Annotated in this window: 23 protein-coding genes and 1 tRNA gene; 20 read left to right on the top strand and 4 right to left on the bottom strand. The window is 69.2% G+C overall.

Annotation, left to right across the window (positions count from 1 at the left end; genetic code table 11):
* Positions 1 to 18: 18 nt before the first annotated feature.
* The 18 genes from BM272_RS05835 (at position 19) to BM272_RS05750 (ending at position 14,331) form a co-directional block, all read left to right on the top strand.
* A complete protein-coding gene (locus BM272_RS05835) occupies positions 19 to 1,425 on the top strand; it encodes a sensor histidine kinase (RefSeq protein ID WP_093427837.1) in 1,407 nt (468 codons plus the stop codon).
* A complete protein-coding gene (locus BM272_RS05830; RefSeq protein WP_093427836.1) occupies positions 1,407 to 1,892 on the top strand; it encodes a hypothetical protein in 486 nt (161 codons plus the stop codon). The genes BM272_RS05835 and BM272_RS05830 overlap by 19 nt, the downstream gene beginning before the upstream one ends.
* Complete coding sequence (locus BM272_RS05825) at positions 1,882 to 3,243, top strand: sigma 54-interacting transcriptional regulator (protein WP_093427835.1); 1,362 nt, start codon at positions 1,882 to 1,884, stop codon at positions 3,241 to 3,243. Before BM272_RS05830 ends, BM272_RS05825 begins: the two co-directional genes overlap by 11 nt.
* 388 nt (positions 3,244 to 3,631) lie before the next feature.
* Positions 3,632 to 4,060 (top strand): tol-pal system-associated acyl-CoA thioesterase, encoded by a 429-nt coding sequence (gene ybgC / locus BM272_RS05820; protein ID WP_093427834.1) that lies wholly within the window; start codon positions 3,632 to 3,634, stop codon positions 4,058 to 4,060.
* Positions 4,057 to 4,710 carry a protein TolQ gene (tolQ, locus tag BM272_RS05815; protein ID WP_093427833.1) on the top strand — a complete coding sequence of 218 codons (654 nt, stop codon included), beginning with the start codon at positions 4,057 to 4,059 and terminating at the stop codon, positions 4,708 to 4,710. The genes ybgC and tolQ overlap by 4 nt, the downstream gene beginning before the upstream one ends.
* A 4-nt stretch (positions 4,711 to 4,714) precedes the next feature.
* Positions 4,715 to 5,149, top strand: coding sequence for a protein TolR (tolR, locus tag BM272_RS05810; RefSeq protein ID WP_093427832.1), 435 nt, complete (start codon positions 4,715 to 4,717; stop codon positions 5,147 to 5,149).
* On the top strand, positions 5,136 to 6,137 hold the full coding sequence (gene tolA, locus BM272_RS05805) for a cell envelope integrity protein TolA (protein ID WP_093427831.1): 1,002 nt from the start codon (positions 5,136 to 5,138) through the stop codon (positions 6,135 to 6,137). The genes tolR and tolA overlap by 14 nt, the downstream gene beginning before the upstream one ends.
* Positions 6,137 to 7,462 (top strand): Tol-Pal system beta propeller repeat protein TolB, encoded by a 1,326-nt coding sequence (gene tolB / locus BM272_RS05800; protein WP_093427830.1) that lies wholly within the window; start codon positions 6,137 to 6,139, stop codon positions 7,460 to 7,462. The genes tolA and tolB overlap by 1 nt, the downstream gene beginning before the upstream one ends.
* A gap of 16 nt (positions 7,463 to 7,478) precedes the next feature.
* On the top strand, positions 7,479 to 8,072 hold the full coding sequence (pal, locus tag BM272_RS05795) for a peptidoglycan-associated lipoprotein Pal (protein WP_093427829.1): 594 nt from the start codon (positions 7,479 to 7,481) through the stop codon (positions 8,070 to 8,072).
* Positions 8,069 to 8,878: a tol-pal system protein YbgF gene (ybgF, locus tag BM272_RS05790; protein ID WP_093427828.1), complete on the top strand. Its 810-nt coding sequence runs from the start codon at positions 8,069 to 8,071 to the stop codon at positions 8,876 to 8,878. Before pal ends, ybgF begins: the two co-directional genes overlap by 4 nt.
* A gap of 17 nt (positions 8,879 to 8,895) precedes the next feature.
* On the top strand, positions 8,896 to 9,537 hold the full coding sequence (gene queE / locus BM272_RS05785) for a 7-carboxy-7-deazaguanine synthase QueE (protein WP_093427999.1): 642 nt from the start codon (positions 8,896 to 8,898) through the stop codon (positions 9,535 to 9,537).
* Entirely contained in the window at positions 9,534 to 10,226 is a 693-nt protein-coding gene (gene queC, locus BM272_RS05780) for a 7-cyano-7-deazaguanine synthase QueC (protein ID WP_093427827.1), read from the top strand. The genes queE and queC overlap by 4 nt, the downstream gene beginning before the upstream one ends.
* A 164-nt stretch (positions 10,227 to 10,390) precedes the next feature.
* Positions 10,391 to 11,656 carry a YeeE/YedE family protein gene (locus BM272_RS05775; RefSeq protein WP_093427826.1) on the top strand — a complete coding sequence of 422 codons (1,266 nt, stop codon included), beginning with the start codon at positions 10,391 to 10,393 and terminating at the stop codon, positions 11,654 to 11,656.
* Between the two features lie 60 nt (positions 11,657 to 11,716).
* Positions 11,717 to 11,792, top strand: a tRNA-Lys gene (locus BM272_RS05770).
* A gap of 191 nt (positions 11,793 to 11,983) precedes the next feature.
* Positions 11,984 to 12,466 carry a hypothetical protein gene (locus tag BM272_RS05765; protein ID WP_093427825.1) on the top strand — a complete coding sequence of 161 codons (483 nt, stop codon included), beginning with the start codon at positions 11,984 to 11,986 and terminating at the stop codon, positions 12,464 to 12,466.
* Positions 12,467 to 12,499: 33 nt separating this feature from the next.
* The gene (locus BM272_RS05760; RefSeq protein WP_093427824.1) at positions 12,500 to 13,468 is read left to right on the top strand and encodes an SPFH domain-containing protein; all 969 of its coding nucleotides are present in this window, start codon (positions 12,500 to 12,502) and stop codon (positions 13,466 to 13,468) included.
* Positions 13,469 to 13,498: 30 nt separating this feature from the next.
* On the top strand, positions 13,499 to 13,723 hold the full coding sequence (locus BM272_RS05755) for a hypothetical protein (protein ID WP_143613189.1): 225 nt from the start codon (positions 13,499 to 13,501) through the stop codon (positions 13,721 to 13,723).
* Positions 13,720 to 14,331, top strand: a complete 612-nt coding sequence (locus tag BM272_RS05750; RefSeq protein ID WP_093427822.1) for a class I SAM-dependent methyltransferase — start codon at positions 13,720 to 13,722, stop codon at positions 14,329 to 14,331. The genes BM272_RS05755 and BM272_RS05750 overlap by 4 nt, the downstream gene beginning before the upstream one ends.
* Here the strand turns inward: BM272_RS05750 and BM272_RS14170 are convergent.
* A complete protein-coding gene (locus BM272_RS14170; protein WP_093427821.1) occupies positions 14,328 to 17,636 on the bottom strand; it encodes a DUF3427 domain-containing protein in 3,309 nt (1,102 codons plus the stop codon). The two genes, BM272_RS05750 and BM272_RS14170, sit on opposite strands and share 4 nt — an antisense overlap.
* A 195-nt stretch (positions 17,637 to 17,831) precedes the next feature.
* A complete protein-coding gene (locus tag BM272_RS05740; protein ID WP_093427820.1) occupies positions 17,832 to 18,176 on the bottom strand; it encodes a hypothetical protein in 345 nt (114 codons plus the stop codon).
* Positions 18,177 to 18,634: 458 nt separating this feature from the next.
* On the opposite strand from BM272_RS05740, the gene BM272_RS05735 reads away from it, so the two are divergent.
* A complete protein-coding gene (locus tag BM272_RS05735; protein WP_093427819.1) occupies positions 18,635 to 18,889 on the top strand; it encodes a hypothetical protein in 255 nt (84 codons plus the stop codon).
* Positions 18,890 to 18,956: 67 nt separating this feature from the next.
* Positions 18,957 to 19,583, top strand: a complete 627-nt coding sequence (locus tag BM272_RS05730; protein WP_093427818.1) for a class I SAM-dependent methyltransferase — start codon at positions 18,957 to 18,959, stop codon at positions 19,581 to 19,583.
* 1 nt (position 19,584) lies between these two features.
* Here BM272_RS05730 and BM272_RS05725 read toward each other — a convergent pair whose 3' ends face one another.
* Both BM272_RS05725 and BM272_RS05720 read right to left on the bottom strand, forming a co-directional pair.
* Positions 19,585 to 20,880 (bottom strand): outer membrane protein, encoded by a 1,296-nt coding sequence (locus BM272_RS05725; protein ID WP_093427817.1) that lies wholly within the window; start codon positions 20,878 to 20,880, stop codon positions 19,585 to 19,587.
* 154 nt (positions 20,881 to 21,034) lie between these two features.
* A complete protein-coding gene (locus BM272_RS05720) occupies positions 21,035 to 21,511 on the bottom strand; it encodes an Rrf2 family transcriptional regulator (protein WP_093427816.1) in 477 nt (158 codons plus the stop codon).
* Between the last annotated feature and the right edge of the window lie 60 nt (positions 21,512 to 21,571).

The raw sequence follows: 21,571 nt of genomic DNA, 5'->3' as shown, positions 1-21,571 counted from the left end.
TCGACGGAGACGGACGCCATGGCAGGCCGACCCCGCTCCACCCTCCGCCTGATGCTCTACGGCCTCGCCCTGGTGGTGCTGCCGCTGGCCGGGGCCCTGGCCTGGGTCACCGACCGCGTGGACCACTTCGCCGACGCCAGCCGGACGGTGGTGGCCGAGGCGGTGGAGACCACCCACCGTGGCGGGGAGCTCACCGCCGCCGTGAACCGCCTGGAGCGGCTGGCGCGGCAGTACGCCATCCTCGAGGATCCGGAACTGCTCGCCGCCTACGACGAGGCGCGGGCCGACTTCCGGGAGGCGGCCACCGGCCTGAAGGGTGACGAACTGCGCGCCCGGGAGGCGGAGCTCCACCAGCGGCTGAGCGAGGGGAGGCCCCGGCCGGCGGCGGTGGCCTCCGACTTCCAGGCGCTGCGGCAGTCGGTGCAGGCGGCCGGCCGGGAGGAGCGCGAACGCATCGACGACCGGGCGGCGGCCCTGCAGGCGGAGGCCCGCTCCAGCCGCGAGGTGGCCCTCATCGCCGTGGTGGCGGTCCTCGCCCTGACCCTGCTGGTGGCGGTGCTGCTGGTCCACCGGGTGAACCGGCCCATCTCCCAGCTGGATCGTGCCATCCGTCAGCTGGGGGAGGGGCACCCGGAGGCGGTGACCATCCACGGTCCGGCGGACCTGGAGGAGCTGGGCGAGCGGCTGGAGTGGCTGCGTCACCGCCTGGCGGCGGCGGATGCCCAGAAGGCGCGCTTCCTCCGCCACGTCTCCCACGAACTCAAGACCCCCCTGGCCGGGATCCGGGAGGGGGCGGGGCTGCTCCACGACGGAACCGCCGGCGCCATGACCCGGGAACAGGCGGAGATCGCCGGCATCATCCGCGACAATGCCGAGCGCCTCCAGGACCTCATCGAGAATCTGCTACGCTTCAATCGGCTCCGGGATGACGAGGAGCCGCCACCGACGGCGGAGACGGGGCTGGAGAGCGTGGTCGCCGAGGTCATCGCCGCCAGCGAGCCGGTGCGCCGGGCCCGGGAGATCGAGCTGACCACCGATCTGACCCCGGCCCGGGTGGCCGGGGAGGCCGGCACCCTGCGGACTATAGTGGACAACCTCCTCTCCAATGCCCTGAAATTCACGCCCCGGGGCGGCGAGGTCCGGGTCACCCTCCGGCGCGGAGCCGATACGGCCGTGCTGGAGGTGATGGATACCGGGCCCGGCGTTCCGCCGGCGGAGGGGGAGCGTATCTTCGACGCCTTCTTCCGCGGGGATACCCCGCCGCCCCAGGGGGGATCCGGCCTGGGGCTGGCCATCGCCCGCGAGTCGGCCCGTTCCCTGGGCGGGGAGCTGGAGCTGGTCCCGGGAAGGGAGCGGGGAAGCCACTTCCGCCTGACTCTGCCACGCAAGCCGGAGGGCCTGCCGCCATGTCCCGAACCATCGTGAACCACCTGTCTGTCGCCCTGTCGCTGGCCGCCCTGCTGCTGGCGGGCTGCGCCGGCCTGCCCCGGGGCGCGGGGGCCGGCCTGGAGCAGTCGGCACTGCTGACCGATTATCGTGACCTCCTGGCGCTCTCCCCCGGCCTGGCCGAGGAGCGCCTGCGTCGGCTGGAGCCGGCGGAGGGGGCCTGCGATCGCGACCGCCTCCACCAGGCCATGCTGCGGACCCACCCGGCGGTGGAGCCCCCCGAGCCGGCCACGGTGGTGAGCGATTTCGAGCCCTGCCGGGCCGCGCCACCGGCGGATGCGGGGGACCTCGTGGCCGTGATCGACACCCAGCTGCGCCGCGCCAGCCGGGATGCCGCCGAGATCCGCATGCTGGAGGGGGAGCTGGCCGCCAGCCAGAAGGACCTGGAGGCGCTCAAGGAGCTGGAACGGCGTCTCATGGACCGGGGGCGCGGGGATGAGCAGTAGCCCCGCGACCGCCGAGGTGGCCGCCCCGCGCCTGCTGCTGGTGGACGATGACACCAGTCTGCTCCGCCTGCTCACCCTGCGCCTGGAGGCCAACGGCTACGAGGTGGCCACCGCCACCAGCGGTGAGGGCGCCCTGGAGGCCATGGCCGAGGCACGGCCGGAGTTGGTGATTACCGACCTGCGCATGGAGGGCATGGACGGCATGGCGCTCTTCCGCCTCCTGCGGGAGCGCCACCCCGGCCTGCCGGTGCTCATCCTCACCGCCCACGGCTCCATCCCCGAGGCGGTGGAGGCCACCCGGGAGGGGGTCTTCGGCTTCCTGGGCAAACCCTTCGACGCCGACGAACTGCTGACCGAGATCCAGCGTGCCCTGAGCCTCGGCGGCGAGCGCCGACCGGAGGCGGCGGAGTGGTGTTCCCGGATCCGGACGCGCAGCCCCGCCATGCAGGCCGTCCTGGATCGTGCCGGCCAGGTGGCAGCCACCGAGGCGGGGGTCTTCATCCGCGGCGCCAGCGGCACCGGCAAGGAGCTGCTGGCGCGCGCCATCCACGATGCCAGCCCGCGGTCGCAGGGGCCCTTTGTGGCCGTGAACACGGCGGCGATGCCCGAGGGGCTGCTGGAGTCGGAGCTCTTCGGCCACCGCAAGGGCGCCTTCACCGGGGCCGAGCGCGACCATACCGGCCTGTTCCGGGAGGCCGACGGCGGCACGCTCTTCCTGGACGAGGTGGGCGACATGCCGCCGGGGCTGCAGGTCAAGCTCCTGCGGGTTCTCCAGGAGCGGCGGGTGCGGCCCGTGGGCGGGACCCAGGACATCCCGGTGGACGTGCGCATCATCGCCGCGACCCACCGCGACCTGGAGGCGGCCGTGGGCGCCGGGGACTTCCGCGAGGACCTCTTCTACCGGCTCAACGTCGTCTCCCTGACCCTGCCGCCCCTGTCGGAGCGGCGGGAGGACATCCCGCTGCTGGCGGAGACCTTCCTGGAGGAGCTGGCGGCGCGCTACGGCCGCGAACTCACCGGCTTCGCCCCCGAGGCCCTGGCGACCCTGAGCGAGGCGCCCTGGCCGGGGAATGTCCGCCAGCTCTACAACGTAGTGGAGCAGGTGGTGGCCCTGGCGACCACACCGCTGGTGCCCGATTCCCTGGTGCGCGAGGCGCTGGACAGCGCGGCCGCCCCCATGCCGACGCTGGCGGAGGCGCGCCGCGCCTTCGAGCGGGACTACCTGGAGCGCCTGCTGACCATCACCGCCGGCCAGGTGCGCCGCGCCGCGGAGCTGGCCGGGCGCAACCGGACCGAATTCTACCGGCTGCTCAGTCGCCACGGCCTCGACCCGGCCCGGTTTCAGGAATAGGCGGGTGTCGCCCTCCCGGAGGGGGCTGTCGCCGCGGAGCGACGCCGGACAGGCGCGGCACGCGGTGCGATGGCGACCCGGATGCCGTTGCCTGTCGTCGCGGTGCGACAGCGGTATCCGGGAAGAGGGCTGGAGTGCCGCGTAACTCCCTGATCGGCGGTTTCCCGAAAGTTGGCACGGGAGCTGCAACCACAGTGGCGCGACCCGGGGACGGGTCGACGGGAGCCAAGCGTGGGCAGCCGTATCCGCCGTGACGATGGGGATGCGGTGACGCCCTCCGGTGATTGGCGGCCGGTTCGCCGGCCGCTCTTTTTTTGCCCGTGAATTTCAGCCGGCGCGGCGGGATCCGCGGCGGCTTGCGTGCCGGCAGCCGCTTGCCTAGAGTGCGATGCCTGTATTGTGGAGAGCGGACTTGACGGAATTTTCTTGGCCGGTGCGGGTCTACTACGAGGACACCGACGCCGGCGGCGTGGTCTATCACGCCAATTACCTCGCCTTCATGGAGCGCGCCCGGACCGAGTGGCTGCGCTCGCTGGGTTTCGGCCAGCGGGAGCTGGCCGCGGAGGTCGGGGTTCTCTTCGCCGTGCGCTCCATGGAGCTGGACTTCCTGAAGCCGGCCCGCTTTGACGACGAACTGACGGTGACCGCGACCATCGACAACCTGGCCCGCGCACGTATCGACTTCCTGCAGGAGATCCGCTCGGCAGCGGGAGAGGTCCTCTGCCGGGGGCGTGTGCGCGTGGCCTGCATCGACGGCGAGCGGTTCCGTCCCTGTGCCATACCCGAGGTGATCCGGAACGCGGCGGAGGCGACATGAACGGCGAACTCTCCCTGGCCCACCTCGTCGGTGAGGCCAGCCTCCTCGTCCAGCTGGTGATGCTCATCCTGCTCTCGGCCTCGGTGGCCTCGTGGATGCTCATCCTCCAGCACTGGCAGCTCTTCCGCCGGGTGCGCGCCGAGGCGGAGGCCTTCGAGGGGCGCTTCTGGTCCGGCCGGGAGCTGGCCGAGATCCATCGCGAGGTGCGCGACGGCGAGAGCCGGGGCCAGGCCGCCATCTTCGAGGCGGGCTACAACGAATTCAGCCGCCTGCCCCGCGGCGCGCCGGTGCTGGACACCGTCCAGCGCGCCATGCGGGTGGTCCTCAATCGTGAGGTGGACGGCCTGGAGCACCGCCTGGGCTGGCTGGCCACCATCGGCTCGGTGAGCCCCTATGTCGGCCTCTTCGGCACCGTCTGGGGGATCATGAACAGCTTCACGGCCCTGGGCGATGTCCAGCAGGCGACCCTGGCGCGGGTGGCGCCGGGTATCGCCGAGGCGTTGTTCGCCACCGCCATGGGCCTGTTCGCCGCCATTCCGGCGGTGATCGCCTACAATCGGTTCTCGCAGCAGGCCGAGCGCCTCGCCGAGCGCTACGACAACTTCATCGAGGAGTTCGGGACCCTGCTGCTGCGCCACGCGGGTCGCTGAACCCATGGCTCGCCGGAGCAAGCGCCGCCCCATCGCCGAGATCAACGTCGTCCCCTACATCGACGTGATGCTGGTGCTGCTGATCATCTTCATGATCACCGCACCCATGCTCAATCAGGGGGTTCAGGTGGAGCTGCCGCAACAGACGGCCGAGCCCATCGAGGACTCCGATGCCCGGCCGCTGGTGGTGACCGTGGACAGCCAGGGCCGGCTCTACCTGGACGAGGACGGCGCCGAGGGCGCCCCGCTGGAAGAGGACGAGCTGGTACAGCGAGCCGTCGCCCGGCTCGAGGAGACGCCGCAGAGTGCCGTGATGGTGCGCGGCGATCGGGCCACCGAGTACGGCGCCGTGGTCCGCGCCATGACGCTGCTCCAGGAGGCCGGTGCCGATTCCGTGGGGCTGGTGACCCGGGAGCCCGGCGGCGATGAGCGGGAATAACCGGGGGCGCTGGCCCTTTCTCGTCTCCCTGGGGCTGCACCTGGGGGTGCTCGCCCTCCTGCTCACCGAGCTCCCGTGGCCGGAGCCGGAGGTCGAGGAGAGCGGAAGAGAGGTCATCCAGGCCCGGGCGCTGGAGCAGGACCCGGTGGCCGAGCGGCGCCGGCAGGAGCAGGCGCAACGGGAGGCCGAGCGTCGAGAGGCAGAACGCCGGGAGGCCGAACGGCGGGCCCGGGAGAAGGCCGAAGCCGAGGCCCGCCGTCGCGCCGAAGAGCAGCGCAAGGCCGAGGAGCAGCGCCGCGCGGAAGAGGAGGCGCGTCGCAAGGCCGAGGAGGCCGCCCGCCGGGAGGCGGAACGCGAGGCCCAGCGGAAGGCGGAAGAAGAGGCGCGACGCCGGGCCGAGGAGCAGGCCCGCCGGGAGGCCGAGGAAGAGGCCAGACGCGAGGCCGAGCGCCAGGCCGAGCAGCAGCGCAAGGCCGAGGAAGAGGCGCGCCGGAAGGCCGAACGCCAGGCCGAACGGGAACGCCAGGCCGAGGAGGAGGCCCGCCGGGAGGCGGAGCGCCGGGCCGAGCAGGAGCGCAAGGCCGAGGAAGAGGAGCGCCGCAAGGCCGAAGAGGCCCGGCGGCAGGCCGAGGAGGAACGGCGTCAGGCCGAGCTGGAGGCCGAACAGCGCCGCCTGGAGCAACAGCGCCAGGCCCGGATGGAGCGGGAGCGAAACCGCCTGATCGCCCGTATCGAGGCGAAGGTGACGCGCAGCTGGCGCCCCCCGGAGGGGGCCGGTCGCCTCTCGGCGGTAGCCCGGGTCCGCCTGAACCGCGAGGGGCGGGTTCTCTCGGTCCGGGTGCTGGAGTCCTCCGGCAACCCCAGTTTCGACAGCTCCCTGGAGCGGGCGGTGCTGCGCGCCTCGCCGCTGCCGGTGCCGGATGACGATCGACTGTTCGAGAGCAGCTTTCGCGAATTCAACATGAAGTTCTCACCGAGGGACATGTAATGACCATGCGCCACTTCTCCGCCCTGCTCCTCGCCCTGGCCCTGTGGCCGGCGGCGGCCGGAGCCGTGCTCACCATCGAGATCACCGAGGGGGTCTCCGGGGCGCGGCCCGTCGCCGTCGTCTCCTTCGGCCACCCGGACGATGTGCGGCCCAACACCGATATCGCCCAGGTGGTCGCCACGGATCTCGCCCGTAGCGGCCGCTTCTCGCCCATGGCCCGGGAGGAGCTCCCGGCGCGGCCCGAGCGGGGCGGCGAGATGGACATGGACCAGTGGCGGCAGGCCGGCCAGGATCACGTCCTCGTCGGGCAGGTGGACCGGGGCGCCGACGGCCTCGTCATCCGGACCCAGCTCATGGACCCCTACCGCGAGGAGCAGGTCTTCGGCTACCGCTTCCAGGCCCCCCAGAGCGGCCTGCGCCGCCTGGGGCATCGCCTGGCGGACCGGGTCTACGAGGCGGTTCTGGACCGGCGTGGCGCCTTCAGCACCAGCATGGCCTACGTCCGCACCGAGCGGGAGACAGGGGACGAGCCGCGCTACATCCTGGCGGTGGCGGATGCCGACGGCCGCAACGAACAGATCATCCTCGATTCCGGCCAGCCGCTGATGTCGCCGGCCTGGTCGCCGGATGGCCGCCGGGTCGCCTACGTCTCCTTCGAGGGTGGTCGGCCGGGTCTCTGGGTCCAGACGGTGACCAGCGGCAGCCGGGAACGCATCGGCCCGGCCTCGGAGTCGCGCAGCGCCCCGGCCTTCTCCCCGGACGGGCGATACCTGGCCTGGACCCGCCAGGACGGCGATAATACCGATATCTACATCACCGACCTGGAGCGCGGGGGCGACCCGGTGCGCGTCACCCGCCACTGGGCCATCGACACCGAGCCGGCCTGGCTTCCCAGCGGTGAGGGCCTCATCTTCACCTCCGATCGCGCCGGCTCGCCCCAGCTCTACGAGGTGGAGCTGGACGACCGCGCCCGGCCGGTCTCGAACCCGGAGCGCATCACCTTCGAGGGCAACTACAACGCCAGCGCCGACGTCGCCCCGGACGGGCGCCACGTGGCCCTGGTGCACCGCAATAATAATGGCTTCCGTATCGCCGTCCTGGATCGCGAACGCGGGGGGCTGGAAGTGGTCGCCGAGACCACCATGGGGGAATCTCCCAGCTTCGCCCCCAACGGCGACATGATCCTCTATGCCGCCGAGCGGGCGGGTCGAGGCGTCCTGGAGTCGGTCTCCAGCGACGGCCGCGCCCGGCAGCGGCTGGGGATGGATATCGGCAACGTCCGCGAGCCGGCCTGGTCCCCCTTTGATGCCCTGACGAGCAACTGAACACGGAGAACGTCTCATGAAGATCCAACAGAAACTGTCCCTGACCCTCCTCGCCGCCCTGCTGGCGGCGGGCTGTGCCTCCACCCCCGATGGCGAGGGGGAGGGTGACGGGCGCTGGGCCGATGGCGAACAGCGCGAGGAGACCGCCCGGGAGGGCGAGGAGGCCGAGGGCACCACCGAGGAGGGCGTCGCGGCCTCGGCGGCGGCCCAGCGCTTCGGCTTCGCCGGCCAGGAGTACGAGGAGGCGCTGGAGGAGGAGGACAGCCTGCTCCACAAGCGGACCATCTACTTCGAGTTCGACAGCGATTCCATCCAGGCCGAGTTCGAGGAGGTCCTGGCCGCCCACGCCGCCTTCATGGCCGAGCACGAGGAGGCGGATATCATCCTCGAGGGCCATACCGACGCCCGGGGCAGCCGGGAGTACAATCTCGGCCTGGGCCGTCGCCGGGCCGAGTCCGTGCGCGACTTCCTGGAGCTGGAAGGGGCGCCGGCCGATCGCATCGAGGTGGTGAGCTTCGGTGAAGAGCGCCCCGCGGCCCACGGCAGCGACGAACAGGCGTGGCAGCAGAACCGCCGCGTGGAGATCCTGTATTCCGGAGTGGATCGATGAAAAGAACGGGTTATCTGGTGCTGGTCGGCGCGCTGGCGGCGACGCCGGCCATGGGGCAGGAAGAGCCCGCCGGTGGTTCCAAGCCGGCGCTCGACAGTCGTGTGGAGCGTCTGGAGCGGATCGTGGGCAGCCGGGCGCTGCGCGAGATGCGCGAGCGCATGACCAGCCTCCAGCGGGAGGTCCAGGAGCTGCGCGGCCGGGTCCAGGAGCAGGGCCATACCATCGAGCAGCAGCGCCAGCGGATCCGCGACCTCTACGACGACCTCGACCGCCGACTGCTGGCGGTGGAGCGAAGCGGCCCGGCGCCGGGGGGCGAGGCCGTCAGTGACCTGGCCCCGCCGCAGGCGGAGGGCGAGAACGAGGCCTACCGCAATGCCTTCGGCCTGCTGCGCGAACTCCGCTACGAGGAGGCGGTGAGCGCCTTCCGCGACTTCCTGGAGAAGTATCCGGAGAGCCGGTACGCCCACACCGCCCGCTACTGGGTGGCCGAGGCGCTCTACGCCCAGCGCCGTTTCGAGGGGGCGGTGGAGGCCTATCGCGACCTCCTGGAAAGCCACCCGGAGAGCTCCCGGAAGGCCGAGGCGCGGCTGAAGATCGGCTACAGCCTGGAAGAGACGGGGGATACCGAGGCGGCCCGCAAGGCGCTGGAGGAGGTCGTGGCGGAGTTCCCCGACTCCACCGAGGCGGAGCAGGCCCAGAAGCGGCTCCAGGCCATCCGGCGCGCCGAGGAAGAGGCCGCCGCCGAGGAGTCGTCCGGTGAGGGCGATTCCGGCTCGGACGGCTCCGGGGGAGATGCGGCCGAGTGAGCGAAGTGGCGGACCGGATGGAGACCCTCCGGATTACCGAGATCTTCCGCTCCCTCCAGGGTGAGGCGCGCCAGGTGGGCTGGCCGACGGTGTTCGTGCGGCTCACCGGATGCCCCCTGCGCTGCGGCTGGTGCGACACCACCTATGCCTTCACCGGCGGCGAGGCGTGGACCCGGGAGGCGATCCTGGCGGAGGTGGCCGGCCACGGGGTCGAGCACGTGACCGTGAGCGGCGGCGAGCCCCTGGCCCAGCGCGGCTGCCTCGAGCTGCTCGGCGAGCTCTGTGATGCCGGCCACCGGGTCTCCCTGGAGACCAGCGGCGCCCTGGACATCACCGGGGTCGACCCCCGGGTGGAGCGGGTCATCGACCTCAAGGCGCCGGGTTCCGGCGAGGCGCACCAGAATCGCTGGGCCAACCTCGAGGACCTGCGCCCCGCCGACCAGGTGAAGTTCGTCCTCGCCGACCGCGCCGACTACGAGTGGGCGCGGGACGTGGTCGCCGAGCACGGCCTGGACCGGCGCTGCGAGGTCCTCTTCTCCCCGGTCCACGAGGGGCTGGCGGCCCAGGAGCTGGCCGACTGGATCGTCACCGACGCCCTGCCGGTCCGCTTCCAGGTCCAGCTGCACAAGCTCCTCTGGGGCGACGAGGCGGGCCGATGAGTCAGAGCGGAACCGATCAGCGGGCCGTGGTCCTCCTCTCCGGCGGGCTGGATTCGGCCACCACCCTGGCCATGGCCCGGGCCGAGGGCTTCGACTGCCATACCCTGGCCTTCGACTACGGCCAGCGCCATCGCGGCGAGCTGGCCGCCTCCGCCGCCGTGGCCGAGCAACTCCGGGCGGCGGAACACCGGGTCATGAACCTCGATCTGGGCGCCATCGGCGGCTCGGCCCTCACCGACCGCGCCATCGAGATCCCCTCCGAGACCGGCGCCGGGATCCCGGTGACCTACGTCCCGGCGCGCAACACCATCTTCCTCTCCATGGCCCTGGGCTGGGCCGAGGTCCTGGGGGCGTGGGACATCTTCATCGGCGCCAACGCCGTGGACTACTCCGGCTACCCCGACTGCCGCCCGGAGTACATCGCCGCCTTCGAGCAGATGGCCAACCGCGCCCTGCGAGCGACGGTGGAAGGGGAGGGCTATCTACGCATTCGCGCGCCGTTGATGGACATGAGCAAGGCGCAGATCATCGCCGCTGGCCACGACCGGGGCGTCGACTACGCCCTCACCACCTCCTGCTACAACCCCGACGAGGCGGGCCGCGCCTGCGGCGTCTGCGACTCCTGCCGCCTGCGGGCGGCGGGCTTCGCCGAGGCCGGCGTGCCCGACCCCACTCCCTACCAGGACTGACCGGCGCCCCGACCCGGCATCCCCCGCCATGACAGACCGTAACGCGTGGTTTATAGTAACCGGGCGTTTCGGTGGGGCGGAATGATTCGTATTACAAGATTCTGATAAAGAGCCCCCTCCACCGTCGTCTGCCGTTCACGAGGAGCCAGAGCGAGGATCCCGACATGCTTTTCGAGTCGTATACCACGGCCCTGTGGTACCTGGTGGGGACGTCCTTCGTCGCCGCCCTGGTCCTGGGTGCCGTCGCCAACAAGACCAACTTCTGCACCATGGGTGCCGTCTCCGACTGGGTGAACATGGGTGACACCGGCCGTTTCCGGTCCTGGATGTTCGCCATCGCCGTCGCCCTGGTGGGTGCCCTGGTCATCGAGGGGACCGGCCTGGTGGATCTCGATTCCACCTTCCCCGCCTACCGCGGCGCCAACTTCATCTGGCTGGAGAACATCATCGGCGGCGCCATGTTCGGCGTCGGCATGAGTCTGGCCTCCGGCTGCACCAACAAGAACCTGGTGCGTCTGGGGGGCGGCAACCTCAAGTCGCTGGTGGTGCTCGCCATCGTCGGCATCGCCGCCTACTTCATGATCTTCCCCTTCCCGGGGACCGACGTGACCCTGATGAACTTCTTCCTGCCCCTGCTCTCCTGGTCGCGGGTGACGCTGGAGGGTGGCCAGGACCTGGGCAGCCTCATCGCCGGGGCTGATGCCGCCATGACCGGCCGCCTGGTCATCGGCGTCATCGTCGCCCTGGCGCTGCTGCTGTTCGTGGTCCGGTCCACCGACTTCCGCCAGAACTTCGACAACATCCTGGGCGGCCTGGTGGTCGGCCTGGTGGTCACCGCCGGCTGGTACTTCTCCGGGACCATTCAGGTGCAGGGCATGTTCGATTCCACGAACCTCGCTGGCTTCGCCGCCGACTGGAGCATGAACAGCCCCGGCGCCGACGCGGTGAAGCCCATCCGCTCGGCCTTCGTGGATACCCAGTCCTACACCTTCGTGAACCCCACGGCCCAGGCCGTGGGCTGGGTTGGCTCCGGCTTCAGCAAGGCCTTCGTGACTTTCGGCCTGGCCGCCTTCGCCGGCGTCATCGTGGGTTCGTTCCTCTACGCCATCCTCAGCGGCACCTTCCGCAAGGAATGGTTCGCCTCCAAGGGGGACTTCGCCAACCACGCCATCGGCGCCGTGCTCATGGGCATCGGCGGCGTCATGGCCCTGGGCTGCACCATCGGCCAGGGCGTGACCGGCTTCTCCACCCTCTCCGTGGGCTCGATGCTGACCTTCGTCTCCATCGTCCTCGGCGCGGCCACGACCATGAAGATCCAGTACTACAAGATGGTCTACGAGGAGGAAGCCACCTTCGGCCGCGCCCTCGTGACCGCCCTGGTGGATCTCAAGCTGCTGCCCCCGGGCCTGCGCAAGCTCGAGGCCATCTAACGGCCGCAAGCCCCCGCCCTTCCGGACGGGCGGGGGCTCGGGTATGATCCCGGGTCTTTCGGGCCGTTAGCTCAGTTGGTAGAGCAGTGGACTTTTAATCCATTGGTCGCTGGTTCGAGACCAGCACGGCCCACCAAAAATCAGGGAGTTACAACGAAGGGTGTGACTCCCTATCCCCCGAGTCACAGAAAAGTCACATCTCCAGTGACGCGTCGACTCGACGGACTTCCCGGCCCCCGCCTCGACGGGGGCTTTTTTGTATCGCTCCCGGTGGGGGGCGATTCACTCTGGCAAGTAGCCGCATTGCGTCACCGAGGGTGCGCATGCATGCTGAAACCATTCCCCGAACAGGAGCAGCCCTTGGGGTCCATGGTTCTACCCGCCTGGTTGATGTGGGTTATCGCGGCGGTCGCACTGGTCGTCGTCGACCTCACTCTGGTCGGGACGCAGTTCATCCTCGTTGCTACCGGTCTTGCGGCGTTGGTTGCGGCGGGCCTGGCGGCCATCGGTTTCGGCGTGGCCGGGCAGGGCTGGGGCTTTGTCCTGGCGACAGCAGTCCTGGTGCCGTTGATGATCCATCTGTTCCGGACCCGTTTTACGCGCCGGGAGGTGGCTCCGCGTGATCCGGGCTGGGAACAGGGGGTCCGCGTCACGGTGGTCGCCCAGGGTGATCGACTGGTGGCGAAACTCAAGAGTGATCACTTCCCGGTTCGTCTCAGCGACGGCAGCGAACCGGTGGAGGGAGAGGAGTTGATCGTGGAGCACATGGACGGGATCACCCTGGTCGCTCATCGTCCGGAGGCCGGCTGAGTCTGCCGGGCCTCACAGTAGGAGGAAGGAACCATGCTCGATATCGGTCTCATCGCCGCCGCAGTCATCGGCCTCGGCCTCATCGCCTTCATCGCGAAGGGCCTGTTCATCGTCCAGCAGAGCGAATCGGTGGTCGTCGAGCGGCTGGGCAGCTACAACCGGACCCTCGGTCCCGGCATCAACTTCCTCATCCCCGTCCTCGAGCGCGCACGGCCCATCAAGATCCGCCGCTACGAGAGCGCCGGGATTGGCTCCAAGGAGCTGCAGGAGCGGGTGGTGGAGGAGACCAAGATCGATACCCGCGAGACGGTGCTCAACTTCCCCTCGCAGCCGGTGGTTACCAACGATAACGTCTCCATCCGGATTGACGGTGCGCTCTATTTCCAGATCCAGTCGCCTCGGGATGCCGTCTACGAGGTGGAGAACCTGATCCAGGCAGTGGAAGTGCTGGCCAAGACCACCCTCCGTGCGGTGGTGGGTGAGCGCGAGCTGGACACCCTGTTCTCGTCGCGGGACGAGATCAACAACAAGCTCCAGACGGTGATGGACGACGCCGGCAACAAGTGGGGCGTGAAGGTCAACCGGGTGGAGATCCAGGATATCGTTCTCCCCGAAGAGGTGGAGGATGCCATGCGCCAGGTGATGACCGCCGAGCGCAAGCGCCGGGCCACGGTAACCGAGGCCAACGGCTACAAGGAGGCGCAGGTGCGCGAGGCCGAAGGCGATCGTGACGCTGCTATCGCCCGGGCGGAGGGGGAGCGCAAGGCCATCGAGCAACTGCTCGCCGCGGGCCAGGAAACCGGCACCGAGCTCCAGCCGCAGTCCCTGATCAGCTACCTCATCGCACAGGAATACATCAAGAAGCTGCCCGAGATCGCCAAGGACGGGGAACGAGTGCTGGTGCCCTACGAGGCGACCGGCCTCATGGGCAGCATCGAGTCCATCCAGGGTTTGTTCACAGGTCTGGGGGAGAAGGCCGGCGCCCCGGGCGTGGTTCGGTGATGGTCTGGCCCACACTCACGCAGGCTGACCATGCGCCCTAAATCCATGATCCTGGCGCTGTTGCTGGCCGTCCTCCTCGGCCCGATAGGGCTAATCTACGCGACCCCGGTGGGTGGGGTCATCCTCCTGCTGGTCACCATCTTCGGCTGGCCAACGCTCGTCGCGCCGATTGGCGCCTGGATCCTCTCCATCATCATCGCGCCCATCGCCGTGATCCGGCATAACGACTGGGCCCCCAAAACGCCCCCGCAATGACGTCCTCCGGTGCTGGTGTCGCCTGGTACGACCGCAATGCCCCGGGGCTGGCGGACCAGTACGAGGGGGCCGATTTCGAGACGGTCCACGGATGGCTGCTTCCCCTTCTCGATGGCTCGACGGACGGGCCGGTCCTGGATATCGGGGCCGGCTCCGGGCGTGATGCGGCCTGGTTTGCGGCGCGCGGGTATTTCGTAGTGGCGGTGGAGCCGGCGGCGAACCTGCGCGCGGAGGCGCGGGCGCGGCATCCCGAGCCATCCATAGCGTGGCTGGATGACCGCCTCCCCGAGCTGGAGGCCGTGACGGCGAGGGGGCAGACCTTCTCGCTGATCCTCGTCTCGGCCGTCTGGATGCATGTCTTGCCGGTGGAGCGGGAGCGCGCCTTCGAGACCCTGGTCTCACTGCTGCGGCCGGGTGGGCTGCTGGCGGTTACGCTGCGGCTGGGGGAGCCGGATGCCGAGCGGGGCATGACGGAAGTTACCAACGAAGAGCTGGTGGCCCTCGGGGCGGCGTACGGGCTGGAGTTGGTCCACAACGGGGTGAGCGCCGATGCCCTGGGCCGTCCGGAGGTGGCCTGGGGGGAGGTGGCGCTTCGAAAGCCGGCCTAGCCCTTCAGGCGGAAGGTGACTCCCATGGGTGCCGAGCCCTCATGGGAGACGTAGTCCACGGTTCCGAGATAGCGGAACGGGGCTCCACGACCATCGGGCCCCAGTTTCTGATCGCGGACGAAGAGGTGGATCTTCGTCCCGCGCTGGGCCTGTTCGACGATCTCCCGACCGCGCTTGCTCTCGGGGGTGGTCTGGTTCTGGCTCTGCCAGTGGAAGGTCTGCTCGTCGATGAAGTAATCGAGGTAGCGGTGCTCATCCTGCTTGCCCTGCTTGTTCAGGGTGACCAGCAGGATGTGGGTGCGGTCGGAGAGGACGATGTGGCCGCTGTTCCACACGCCCTGGTTGAAGGTGGCGCCGAATAGTGCCGGGATCTCCTCGCGCTGAAAGCTCTCGCCCTTGGCCAGCTCCAGGGGATCCAGGACCGCCTTGAGCCGCGCGAAGGTGCGCATGGACTCATCGGCCTCCCGATCCTCGTAATCGGGATTCCGGGCCTGCAGGACGTAACGGCCATCCGCGGTCTTGGAGATCCCGCGCAGGAGGTACTGGGTGTCACCGGCCTCGTCCTGGCGCTCGAGGGCCATGGTATCCCCGGTGATGGAGCCGGCGGAGGTCTGCGTGACCCACTCCAGCAGGAGGTAGTCGCCATCCCGGATGGGGTTCTTGCCCCCGTTCATGGAATCGCCGCTGGCACGGGCGACGAAGTGTCGCTCCGGGTCCAGCCGCCCCTGGCCGGGTGGCACCGCGACCCGCTCCTCGTCTTCGGCTCGACTGTTGCGGAAGTGGCCGCAGGCGATCCCCAGATCGGGGTAGTAGGGGACCTCGGTCCGGTCTTCCTGGTTCGGGAAGGGGATGACCTGACCGCGCTCGGCGGCGGAGGCCCGGGAGGACGCCCCGGAGGACGACTGGGATGGCTGGTAACGGCCCAGGCGGTAGTCCACCAGCTCCTGCACCATGTCCGTGAAGGTGGCCGCCTCCACGGTGTCATCGAGAGAGAAGGTCGGCCGGAATCGCTCCCCCTCGACCACGAACCAGCGCTGCGCCTCCGGCCCCTTGTCGCCCTTGGTCCAGAAGTGGATGGGGTTCTTCCGCCAGTAGGCGGCAAGGCCCTGGCCATCGAGCGCCTGGGCGTCCTGGAGCTCTGGCGGGAGGTCGGCCAGCAGGGCGGGCCGCCGGCCGAAGATCGCCGCCGAGGCCGCCGTCAGGGCCTCCAGGGTCGGGGGCTGACGGAACCCGTCGAGTTCCAGCAGGGCCTCCAGCAGGACCATCTTGAAGGACTTGGTCATCGCCGTGGTCTCGACTTCCTTAAGGAAATCGCCGTGGGCGGTGACGCAGCGGGCCTCGGCCTCGACCAGCTCTCCGCGCCCCTCCAGGAAGGCCCACCAGTGACCCCCTTCCTTGCGCAGTTTGGTCATGCTCAACCCGGCCCGGTAGGCCTCGGCCGCTGTCGGGCGCCGGCCCAGGCCCGCCTTGAGATTCTCGTACTCCTCGCCCGGGTTACCGGGGATCAGGCTCTCGAGGAATTCGATAAAGCGCAGGTCGTAGTTGGCGAAGCAGCCTGGCGGCAGCTCCAGGGAGTCGGAGCGGACCCCCTCCGTGAACGCCCGCAGTCCCGCCCCCGTGTTGGAGGCCTGGAAGAGCGCCCGGGGCCGGTTCAGGAAGGCGCGGTGATTGCCGATGAAGTCCAGGACGACCAGGTGGTCCTTGCCGGGGGCCCGGCGCAAACCGCGACCGAGCTGCTGGAGGAACAGAACGGGCGACTCGGTAGGCCGGAGCAGGAGGATGGTGTCGACGGCCGGGATGTCGACGCCCTCGCTGAAGAGGTCCACGGAGAAGACGACCTGGATGGTGCCCTGAGTGAGGCGTTCAATGGCCTCGTCCCGGGTGGTGTCCGAGGCGCCGTGGACGGAGCGGGCCGAGAACCCTGCTCGCTGGAATTGCTCGGCCATGAAGTCGGCATGGCGGCGGGAGGCGCAGAAGGCCAGGGTGCGTTCGCCGCCCTTGTCCTGCCACTCCCGGAGGTTGTGGCGCGCACGGCCGCGGGTGGCGAGCTGGTTCTCCAGCGCTGTCTCTTCGAAGCGACGGTCGCGCCAGGGGATGGCCTGGTAGTCCACCTCCTCGTCGAGGATGCCGTAGTAGTGGAAGGGGCAGAGCAGATCCTCGCGGATCCCGACGAAGAGATCGGCGGTATAGACCAGGTTGTCATCACACAGCGAGAGGATATTGGCCTGGTCCGCACGCTCCGGGGTGGCGGTCAGGCCGAGGAGGAACCGGGGCCGGAAGTGCTGCAGGAGCCGACGATAGGTCCCGGCCGCCGCGTGGTGGAATTCGTCCACCACGATGTATTCAAAGGCCTCGGGGTCGAAATGGTCCAGGTGGTTCTCCTGATGGAGGGTCTGCACCGAGGCAAAGAGCATGTCCGCCTCGGTCTCCCGCTGCGTCCCCCGGTAGCCGCCGACGTGGGCCTGGGGGAAGACGCGCTGGAAGGTGGTCTCCGCCTGGAGGAGGATCTCTTCCCGGTGGGCGAGAAAGAGCACCCGGCTGGCACCGGCCTGGGCTGCATCGAAGGCGGCCAGGAAGGTCTTGCCCAGGCCCGTGGCCATGACCACCAGGCCCCGGCCATGGCCCGAGTCCCGGGTCTCGGCGAGCGCCGCCAGGGCCTCGCGCTGAGTGTCCGTGGGATCGGGCGGCGGTCGTTCAGGGTCGTCGCTACCGGGGCCCATGGGCGGGCGCTCGGCGGGGCGCCGCTGTTCGTAGGCATCGATCCACGCATAGTCGAGGACGTGGGCCTGGTCGTCCCGGAAGATACCCTCGAAGCCCTCCCGGATCTCGGCCAGGCGCGCCTCGCCCGGCGGGTCCGGCTCCTCAATGCGGTAATTCCATTCCAGCCCCGCGGTCAGCGCCTCCTTGCTGATATTGCTGGAGCCGATGAAGGCCTCGCCGCGATGGCCGTGCTCCCGGGTGAAGATGTAGGCCTTGAGGTGGAAGCTGTGCCGGTCCGTCTCGAAGATGCGGACCTCGGCCCCGCGCTCGGCCAGGAGCATGAGCCAGCGCAGGGCCTGGGGATCGGTAATGCCGAGGTAGTCGCTGATGATGATCCGGATACGGGCGGGTCGCTCCCCCTGGCAACGCTCGCTGAGGGCGTCGAAGATGAGCTCCAGGCCGGTGGTCTTGATGAAGGCGACGGCCAGCTCGATCTCCTCCGCTCGCCGGATCGAGGCCAGGAGTTGAGGGAGAAGGGGATCGGATTCGCCGCCGCGGACCAGCCGGGGGAGCGGGGTAGCCGCCGAATGGGCGTGCTCGGCCATGGGCCTCCTTGTCCGTTACGCCCGAGTGGGGTTCGGGATGTGCCTGACGCCGCGTTCGATGATACGTCAGAGATCACCCTCGGGCCATGAGGGGCGTGGCCGCCTTTTCGGGGCCAGATGGCCGAACATAAAAAGAGCCGCGCCCAGTCCCCTGGCGCGGCTCGCTAGCTTTCTGCCCGGTTTGCCCGGGTGTTGTCAGGCGCTGGCCGGGAGGTTCTCGGTCTCTTCCAGGAAGTGGCGGATGTCGGTGCGCAGCTGGTGGCGGGCCTGGAAGACGAGGCCGCGGATCTCCTCGGTGCTGGTGGTCGCCAGGAGCATGTAGAGGGCGCCTTCCGGCAGGTCCGCCGCCTGGCGGGCCAGGTTCTGCTGGACGGACTCGTTGTGGCTCGTGGCCAGGGTCTCGACCACGTCTTCGGGGAGGGTCGAGGCGTGGGCAGCGATGGCGGCCCAGACGGCGTCGTCGCCGTGGAGGAGTAGTTCGCCGAGGACACCCTGGGGCAGGGCCTTGAGCAGCTTGCCGAATTCGCGTTCCGTATTCATCGGTTTCCTCCGTTCAAAGGATGAGTTCGCTCTCCCTTTTGCAGGAGGTGTGCCAGGAATGGGGGATCAAATAAATCAGCAACTTGTTCGATCTCCGGGGCAGTGAGTGTCGCTGCCTGGCGACAGGGGGGTGGGTGCATTTTGGGAGCGGCCCCGATATGCGGTGCTCCCCGGCTGTCGCAAATGGGCGACGGCGCTGGTGGCTGTTTCGTTGTGAGGGGTCGTGCGGTTCTCGCTGCGATGGAATCAGGCCCCTGCGTGCAGCGTCAGGCCCCGGCTCGGCCGGCCTGGACCGGCCGAGAGTCGGCTCCCGGCCATACCGCCGCCCCATAGGGAGTAGCCGCGGAGGCCATGGCGGTCCCGGAGGCGTACAATTAATCACCAGGCAGGCAGACCTGCCCCGAGTGGCCCGGGGTCGCCGGGGGAAAAAGATCAATAACGACAGTGAGGAGAGCATCATGGCCGACCTCAGTGGTGAAACCGCCCGGATCTATACCACCGCCCAGCCCGTTCTGGACGGTGAGCGGACCAGGACCCTCCGGGAGGGCGTGGGAGAGACGGCGACCGGCCGCCCGGTGCGGCTGGTCGAGGTCCCCCGGGAGTATCAGGAGGGCCAGATCAACGCCTACCTGTCCAACATGGAGGCCGCCTACAGCCCCCATGACTGGAAGGTGGAGCGCCAGTTCGGCAATGTCTTCGGCGGCGAGGACTGAAGGCCCCATGCGCGGGTCCCGCGGGTGGTGCTAGAGTAAAACTTTTCGCGACCTGCCAGGAGAAGGCATGAACATCGAGTCGGTGAAGGCCGCCTACCGCCGCTGGGCCCGGATCTATGACGTCGTCTTCGGCCCCATCTTCCATCCCGGCCGCCGCCACGTGGTGGAGGCCCTGGGGGCGCAGCCGGGGGAACGGGTCCTGGAAGTGGGGGTGGGCACCGGCCTCTCCCTGCCGCTGTATCCCCGCGGGGTGAAGCTCACCGGGATCGACATCTCCCGGGAGATGCTCGACGTCGCCGAGCGGCGGGTGGAGCGCGACGGCATCGGCGAGGACGTGGAGGCGATCCGCGAGATGGATGCCGAGGCCATGGACTTCCCCGATGATGCCTTCGACCGGGTGGTGGCCATGTACGTGGTCTCCACCGTCCCCGACTACCACCGTCTGGTGCGGGAGATGCGCCGGGTCTGCAAGCCGGGGGGCGACCTCTACATCGTCAACCACTTCCAGTCGGAGAACCCGGTGATCGGCGGCATCGAGGGTGCCCTGGCGCCCATCGCCAAGTTCGTCGGCTTCCACCCCGACTTCCGCATGGACCACTTCCTCACCGAGACCGGCCTGGAGGCCGCCGAGGTCCGTTCCGTGAACCTCGGCGGCTACTGGAAGGTGCTGCACTGCCCCAATCCGGCCGATTGAGCTAGAAGGCGGCGTCGAAGCCCATGAGCAGGTAGTCCTCGCCGGTGAGGTGGCCGTAGGGGTGGACGTCCGGATCCTCGGTATCCAGCAGGTCGGCGTTGACCTCCACCAGCCCCTTCACGTTGCGCATGAAGTAGTAGGAGGCGGTGAGCGACACCGTCTGCATGTCGATGCCGTCGTAGACCGTCTCGCTGCCGTCCAGGTCGCCGGCATCGGTGTGGTTGTAGAGGGCGGAGAAGGCCCAGCGGTCGTTGGGGATCCAGTCGACCCCGGCGAAGCCGCCGTCCCAGGTCACATCCTCGCCGTCCAGGAAGTCGGTCCAGGTCACCTGCAGGTACTGGGCGTACCAGTCCAGGGTCGGGCTGATCCGGCCGCTGAGGTCGAGGCCGCCGATGCGGATGTCGCTGTCGGGGCCATTGCCGGCGGAGACCGCATTACTGGTTGTGTCTACGCCCTGCCAGCCGCCGGAGAGCCCCATGATCCCTACGCCGATGCCGCCCACCTCGAAGCCCAGCCGGGTGAAGGCGGACTTCTCGTGGTCGTCGTCGAAGGTGTGGTCGGGCCGGGCATAGCCGGGGGCATTCAGGGTGGCACTCTCCTTGATGCCGTTACCGTTCACCGCGCCCACGGCCAGGTCCACCGGCCCCAGGGCGCGGCTGAGGATGAGGCCGCGGTCGTAGGTGATATCGGCCATGCGGTAGACCATGTAGTCCTGGAAGGTCAGCCGCGTCTCCCGGGCGAACATGAGGTCGGAGACCTGGAACTGCCCCAGGGTGGCGTCGATGCCGGTGCCGAAGGCGTCCTGGTAGCCGAACCAGGCATCCTCGATGAGGAAGGAGCCGTTACCCCCCTTCTCGGCCATGATGCCGTAGAAGTAGTAGGTCAGGTTCTCCGACAGCGGCGCCGAGGAGAGGAGCTTGATGAGGTAGGGGGACTGGAGATCGTTGTCCGCGCCCGAGAGGGTTGGAGGGTCCGTTGGGTTCTCCTCGTCATACTTGGCGACCCGCCCCTCCCGGACCTGGAAGAAGCCCTGGGCGCGCACTGCCAGCGGCGGGATCTTCGGCAGCGCCAGGCGGTCGTCGCCGAAGCTCGCCGCCTGGTCCTCCCAGCCGGGGAGCTTCATGTTGTTCCCGGCGAAGGACTCGCCGCCGCCGTTGAGCTTGGGGAAGGCGCTGTGGCAAGCGGCGCAGCTCACCTCGTACTGCCGGGCGAAGGCCGGCATGGCCTCGCCCACCTGGGGCCAGACCCCGGCGACGACGGCAAAGAGGGCGGCGCTGACGAAGAGGTGGCGGAACATCGATACTCCTCCCGGTTGGTGAGGGAGGTAGTATAGCGGGTCAGCTCCGCAGGGTCACGGGAAAAATCGAGCAGGAACAACCAGATGGAAACGGGAATGATTCCCGTTCCAATGGTTCCCGTTTCAGGGGGTCCGGGTGCGCGACCCGGTGCGATCAGGCGGCCCGGATCCGGCGCATGTTGTTCCGCTGCCCCTGCCGGCTCTTCTGCCGCCGGATGACCTCCTGTACGTCCTCGCGCTGGACGTAGGCGTCCAGGGTGATGCCGTCGAGGAACTCGTAGAGCCGGTGGCTCAGGTCGTTCCAGAGTTCGTGGGTCAGGCAGCGCTCACCCTCCTGGCAGTTCTCCTCGCCGCCGCAGCGGGTCGCCTCCAGCGGCTCGTCCACCGCCGAGATGATCTCGGCGACGCTGATCTCGCTGGCCGGCCGGGCCAGGCTATAGCCGCCACCGGGGCCGCGCATGCCGCGCACCAGGTCGTTGCGGCGCAGCTGGCTCATGAGCTGTTCCAGGTAGGAGAGGGAGATGTCCTGGCACAGGGAGATGTCGGCCAGGGTAACCGGGCCGCTGTCTTCATGGATGGCCAGGTCCATCATCGCCGTGACGGCGTAACGCCCCTTGGTGGAAAGTCGCATGGCTGAATCCCTCGTATTACCGGCTGGTCGTGAATCTGGACTATGTATAAATTAACTGAC

It is taken from the genome of Thiohalospira halophila DSM 15071 (assembly GCF_900112605.1).
In the GTDB taxonomy this organism is placed as follows: Bacteria; Pseudomonadota; Gammaproteobacteria; order Thiohalospirales; family Thiohalospiraceae; genus Thiohalospira; species Thiohalospira halophila.
The sequence above is the reverse complement of the archived record's forward strand: the minus strand, read 5'-3'. Positions and strand labels throughout refer to the sequence as shown.

Excerpts from the sequence above, each read along its gene's own strand:
- BM272_RS05830 (WP_093427836.1), top strand. The coding sequence starts at position 1,407 with ATGTCCCGAACCATCGTGAACCACCTGTCTGTCGCCCTGTCGCTGGCC.
- BM272_RS05740 (WP_093427820.1), bottom strand. The coding sequence starts at position 18,176 with ATGAATACGGAACGCGAATTCGGCAAGCTGCTCAAGGCCCTGCCCCAG.
- queC (WP_093427827.1), top strand. The coding sequence starts at position 9,534 with ATGAGTCAGAGCGGAACCGATCAGCGGGCCGTGGTCCTCCTCTCCGGC.
- BM272_RS05750 (WP_093427822.1), top strand. The coding sequence starts at position 13,720 with ATGACGTCCTCCGGTGCTGGTGTCGCCTGGTACGACCGCAATGCCCCG.
- BM272_RS05835 (WP_093427837.1), top strand. The coding sequence starts at position 19 with ATGGCAGGCCGACCCCGCTCCACCCTCCGCCTGATGCTCTACGGCCTC.
- BM272_RS05765 (WP_093427825.1), top strand. The coding sequence starts at position 11,984 with ATGCTGAAACCATTCCCCGAACAGGAGCAGCCCTTGGGGTCCATGGTT.
- BM272_RS05725 (WP_093427817.1), bottom strand. The coding sequence starts at position 20,880 with ATGTTCCGCCACCTCTTCGTCAGCGCCGCCCTCTTTGCCGTCGTCGCC.
- tolB (WP_093427830.1), top strand. The coding sequence starts at position 6,137 with ATGACCATGCGCCACTTCTCCGCCCTGCTCCTCGCCCTGGCCCTGTGG.
- queE (WP_093427999.1), top strand. The coding sequence starts at position 8,896 with ATGGAGACCCTCCGGATTACCGAGATCTTCCGCTCCCTCCAGGGTGAG.
- tolA (WP_093427831.1), top strand. The coding sequence starts at position 5,136 with ATGAGCGGGAATAACCGGGGGCGCTGGCCCTTTCTCGTCTCCCTGGGG.
- BM272_RS05730 (WP_093427818.1), top strand. The coding sequence starts at position 18,957 with ATGAACATCGAGTCGGTGAAGGCCGCCTACCGCCGCTGGGCCCGGATC.
- BM272_RS05825 (WP_093427835.1), top strand. The coding sequence starts at position 1,882 with ATGAGCAGTAGCCCCGCGACCGCCGAGGTGGCCGCCCCGCGCCTGCTG.
- BM272_RS05755 (WP_143613189.1), top strand. The coding sequence starts at position 13,499 with ATGCGCCCTAAATCCATGATCCTGGCGCTGTTGCTGGCCGTCCTCCTC.
- BM272_RS05720 (WP_093427816.1), bottom strand. The coding sequence starts at position 21,511 with ATGCGACTTTCCACCAAGGGGCGTTACGCCGTCACGGCGATGATGGAC.
- tolQ (WP_093427833.1), top strand. The coding sequence starts at position 4,057 with ATGAACGGCGAACTCTCCCTGGCCCACCTCGTCGGTGAGGCCAGCCTC.
- BM272_RS05760 (WP_093427824.1), top strand. The coding sequence starts at position 12,500 with ATGCTCGATATCGGTCTCATCGCCGCCGCAGTCATCGGCCTCGGCCTC.
- pal (WP_093427829.1), top strand. The coding sequence starts at position 7,479 with ATGAAGATCCAACAGAAACTGTCCCTGACCCTCCTCGCCGCCCTGCTG.
- ybgF (WP_093427828.1), top strand. The coding sequence starts at position 8,069 with ATGAAAAGAACGGGTTATCTGGTGCTGGTCGGCGCGCTGGCGGCGACG.
- ybgC (WP_093427834.1), top strand. The coding sequence starts at position 3,632 with ATGCCTGTATTGTGGAGAGCGGACTTGACGGAATTTTCTTGGCCGGTG.
- BM272_RS05775 (WP_093427826.1), top strand. The coding sequence starts at position 10,391 with ATGCTTTTCGAGTCGTATACCACGGCCCTGTGGTACCTGGTGGGGACG.
- BM272_RS05735 (WP_093427819.1), top strand. The coding sequence starts at position 18,635 with ATGGCCGACCTCAGTGGTGAAACCGCCCGGATCTATACCACCGCCCAG.
- tolR (WP_093427832.1), top strand. The coding sequence starts at position 4,715 with ATGGCTCGCCGGAGCAAGCGCCGCCCCATCGCCGAGATCAACGTCGTC.
- BM272_RS14170 (WP_093427821.1), bottom strand. The coding sequence starts at position 17,636 with ATGGCCGAGCACGCCCATTCGGCGGCTACCCCGCTCCCCCGGCTGGTC.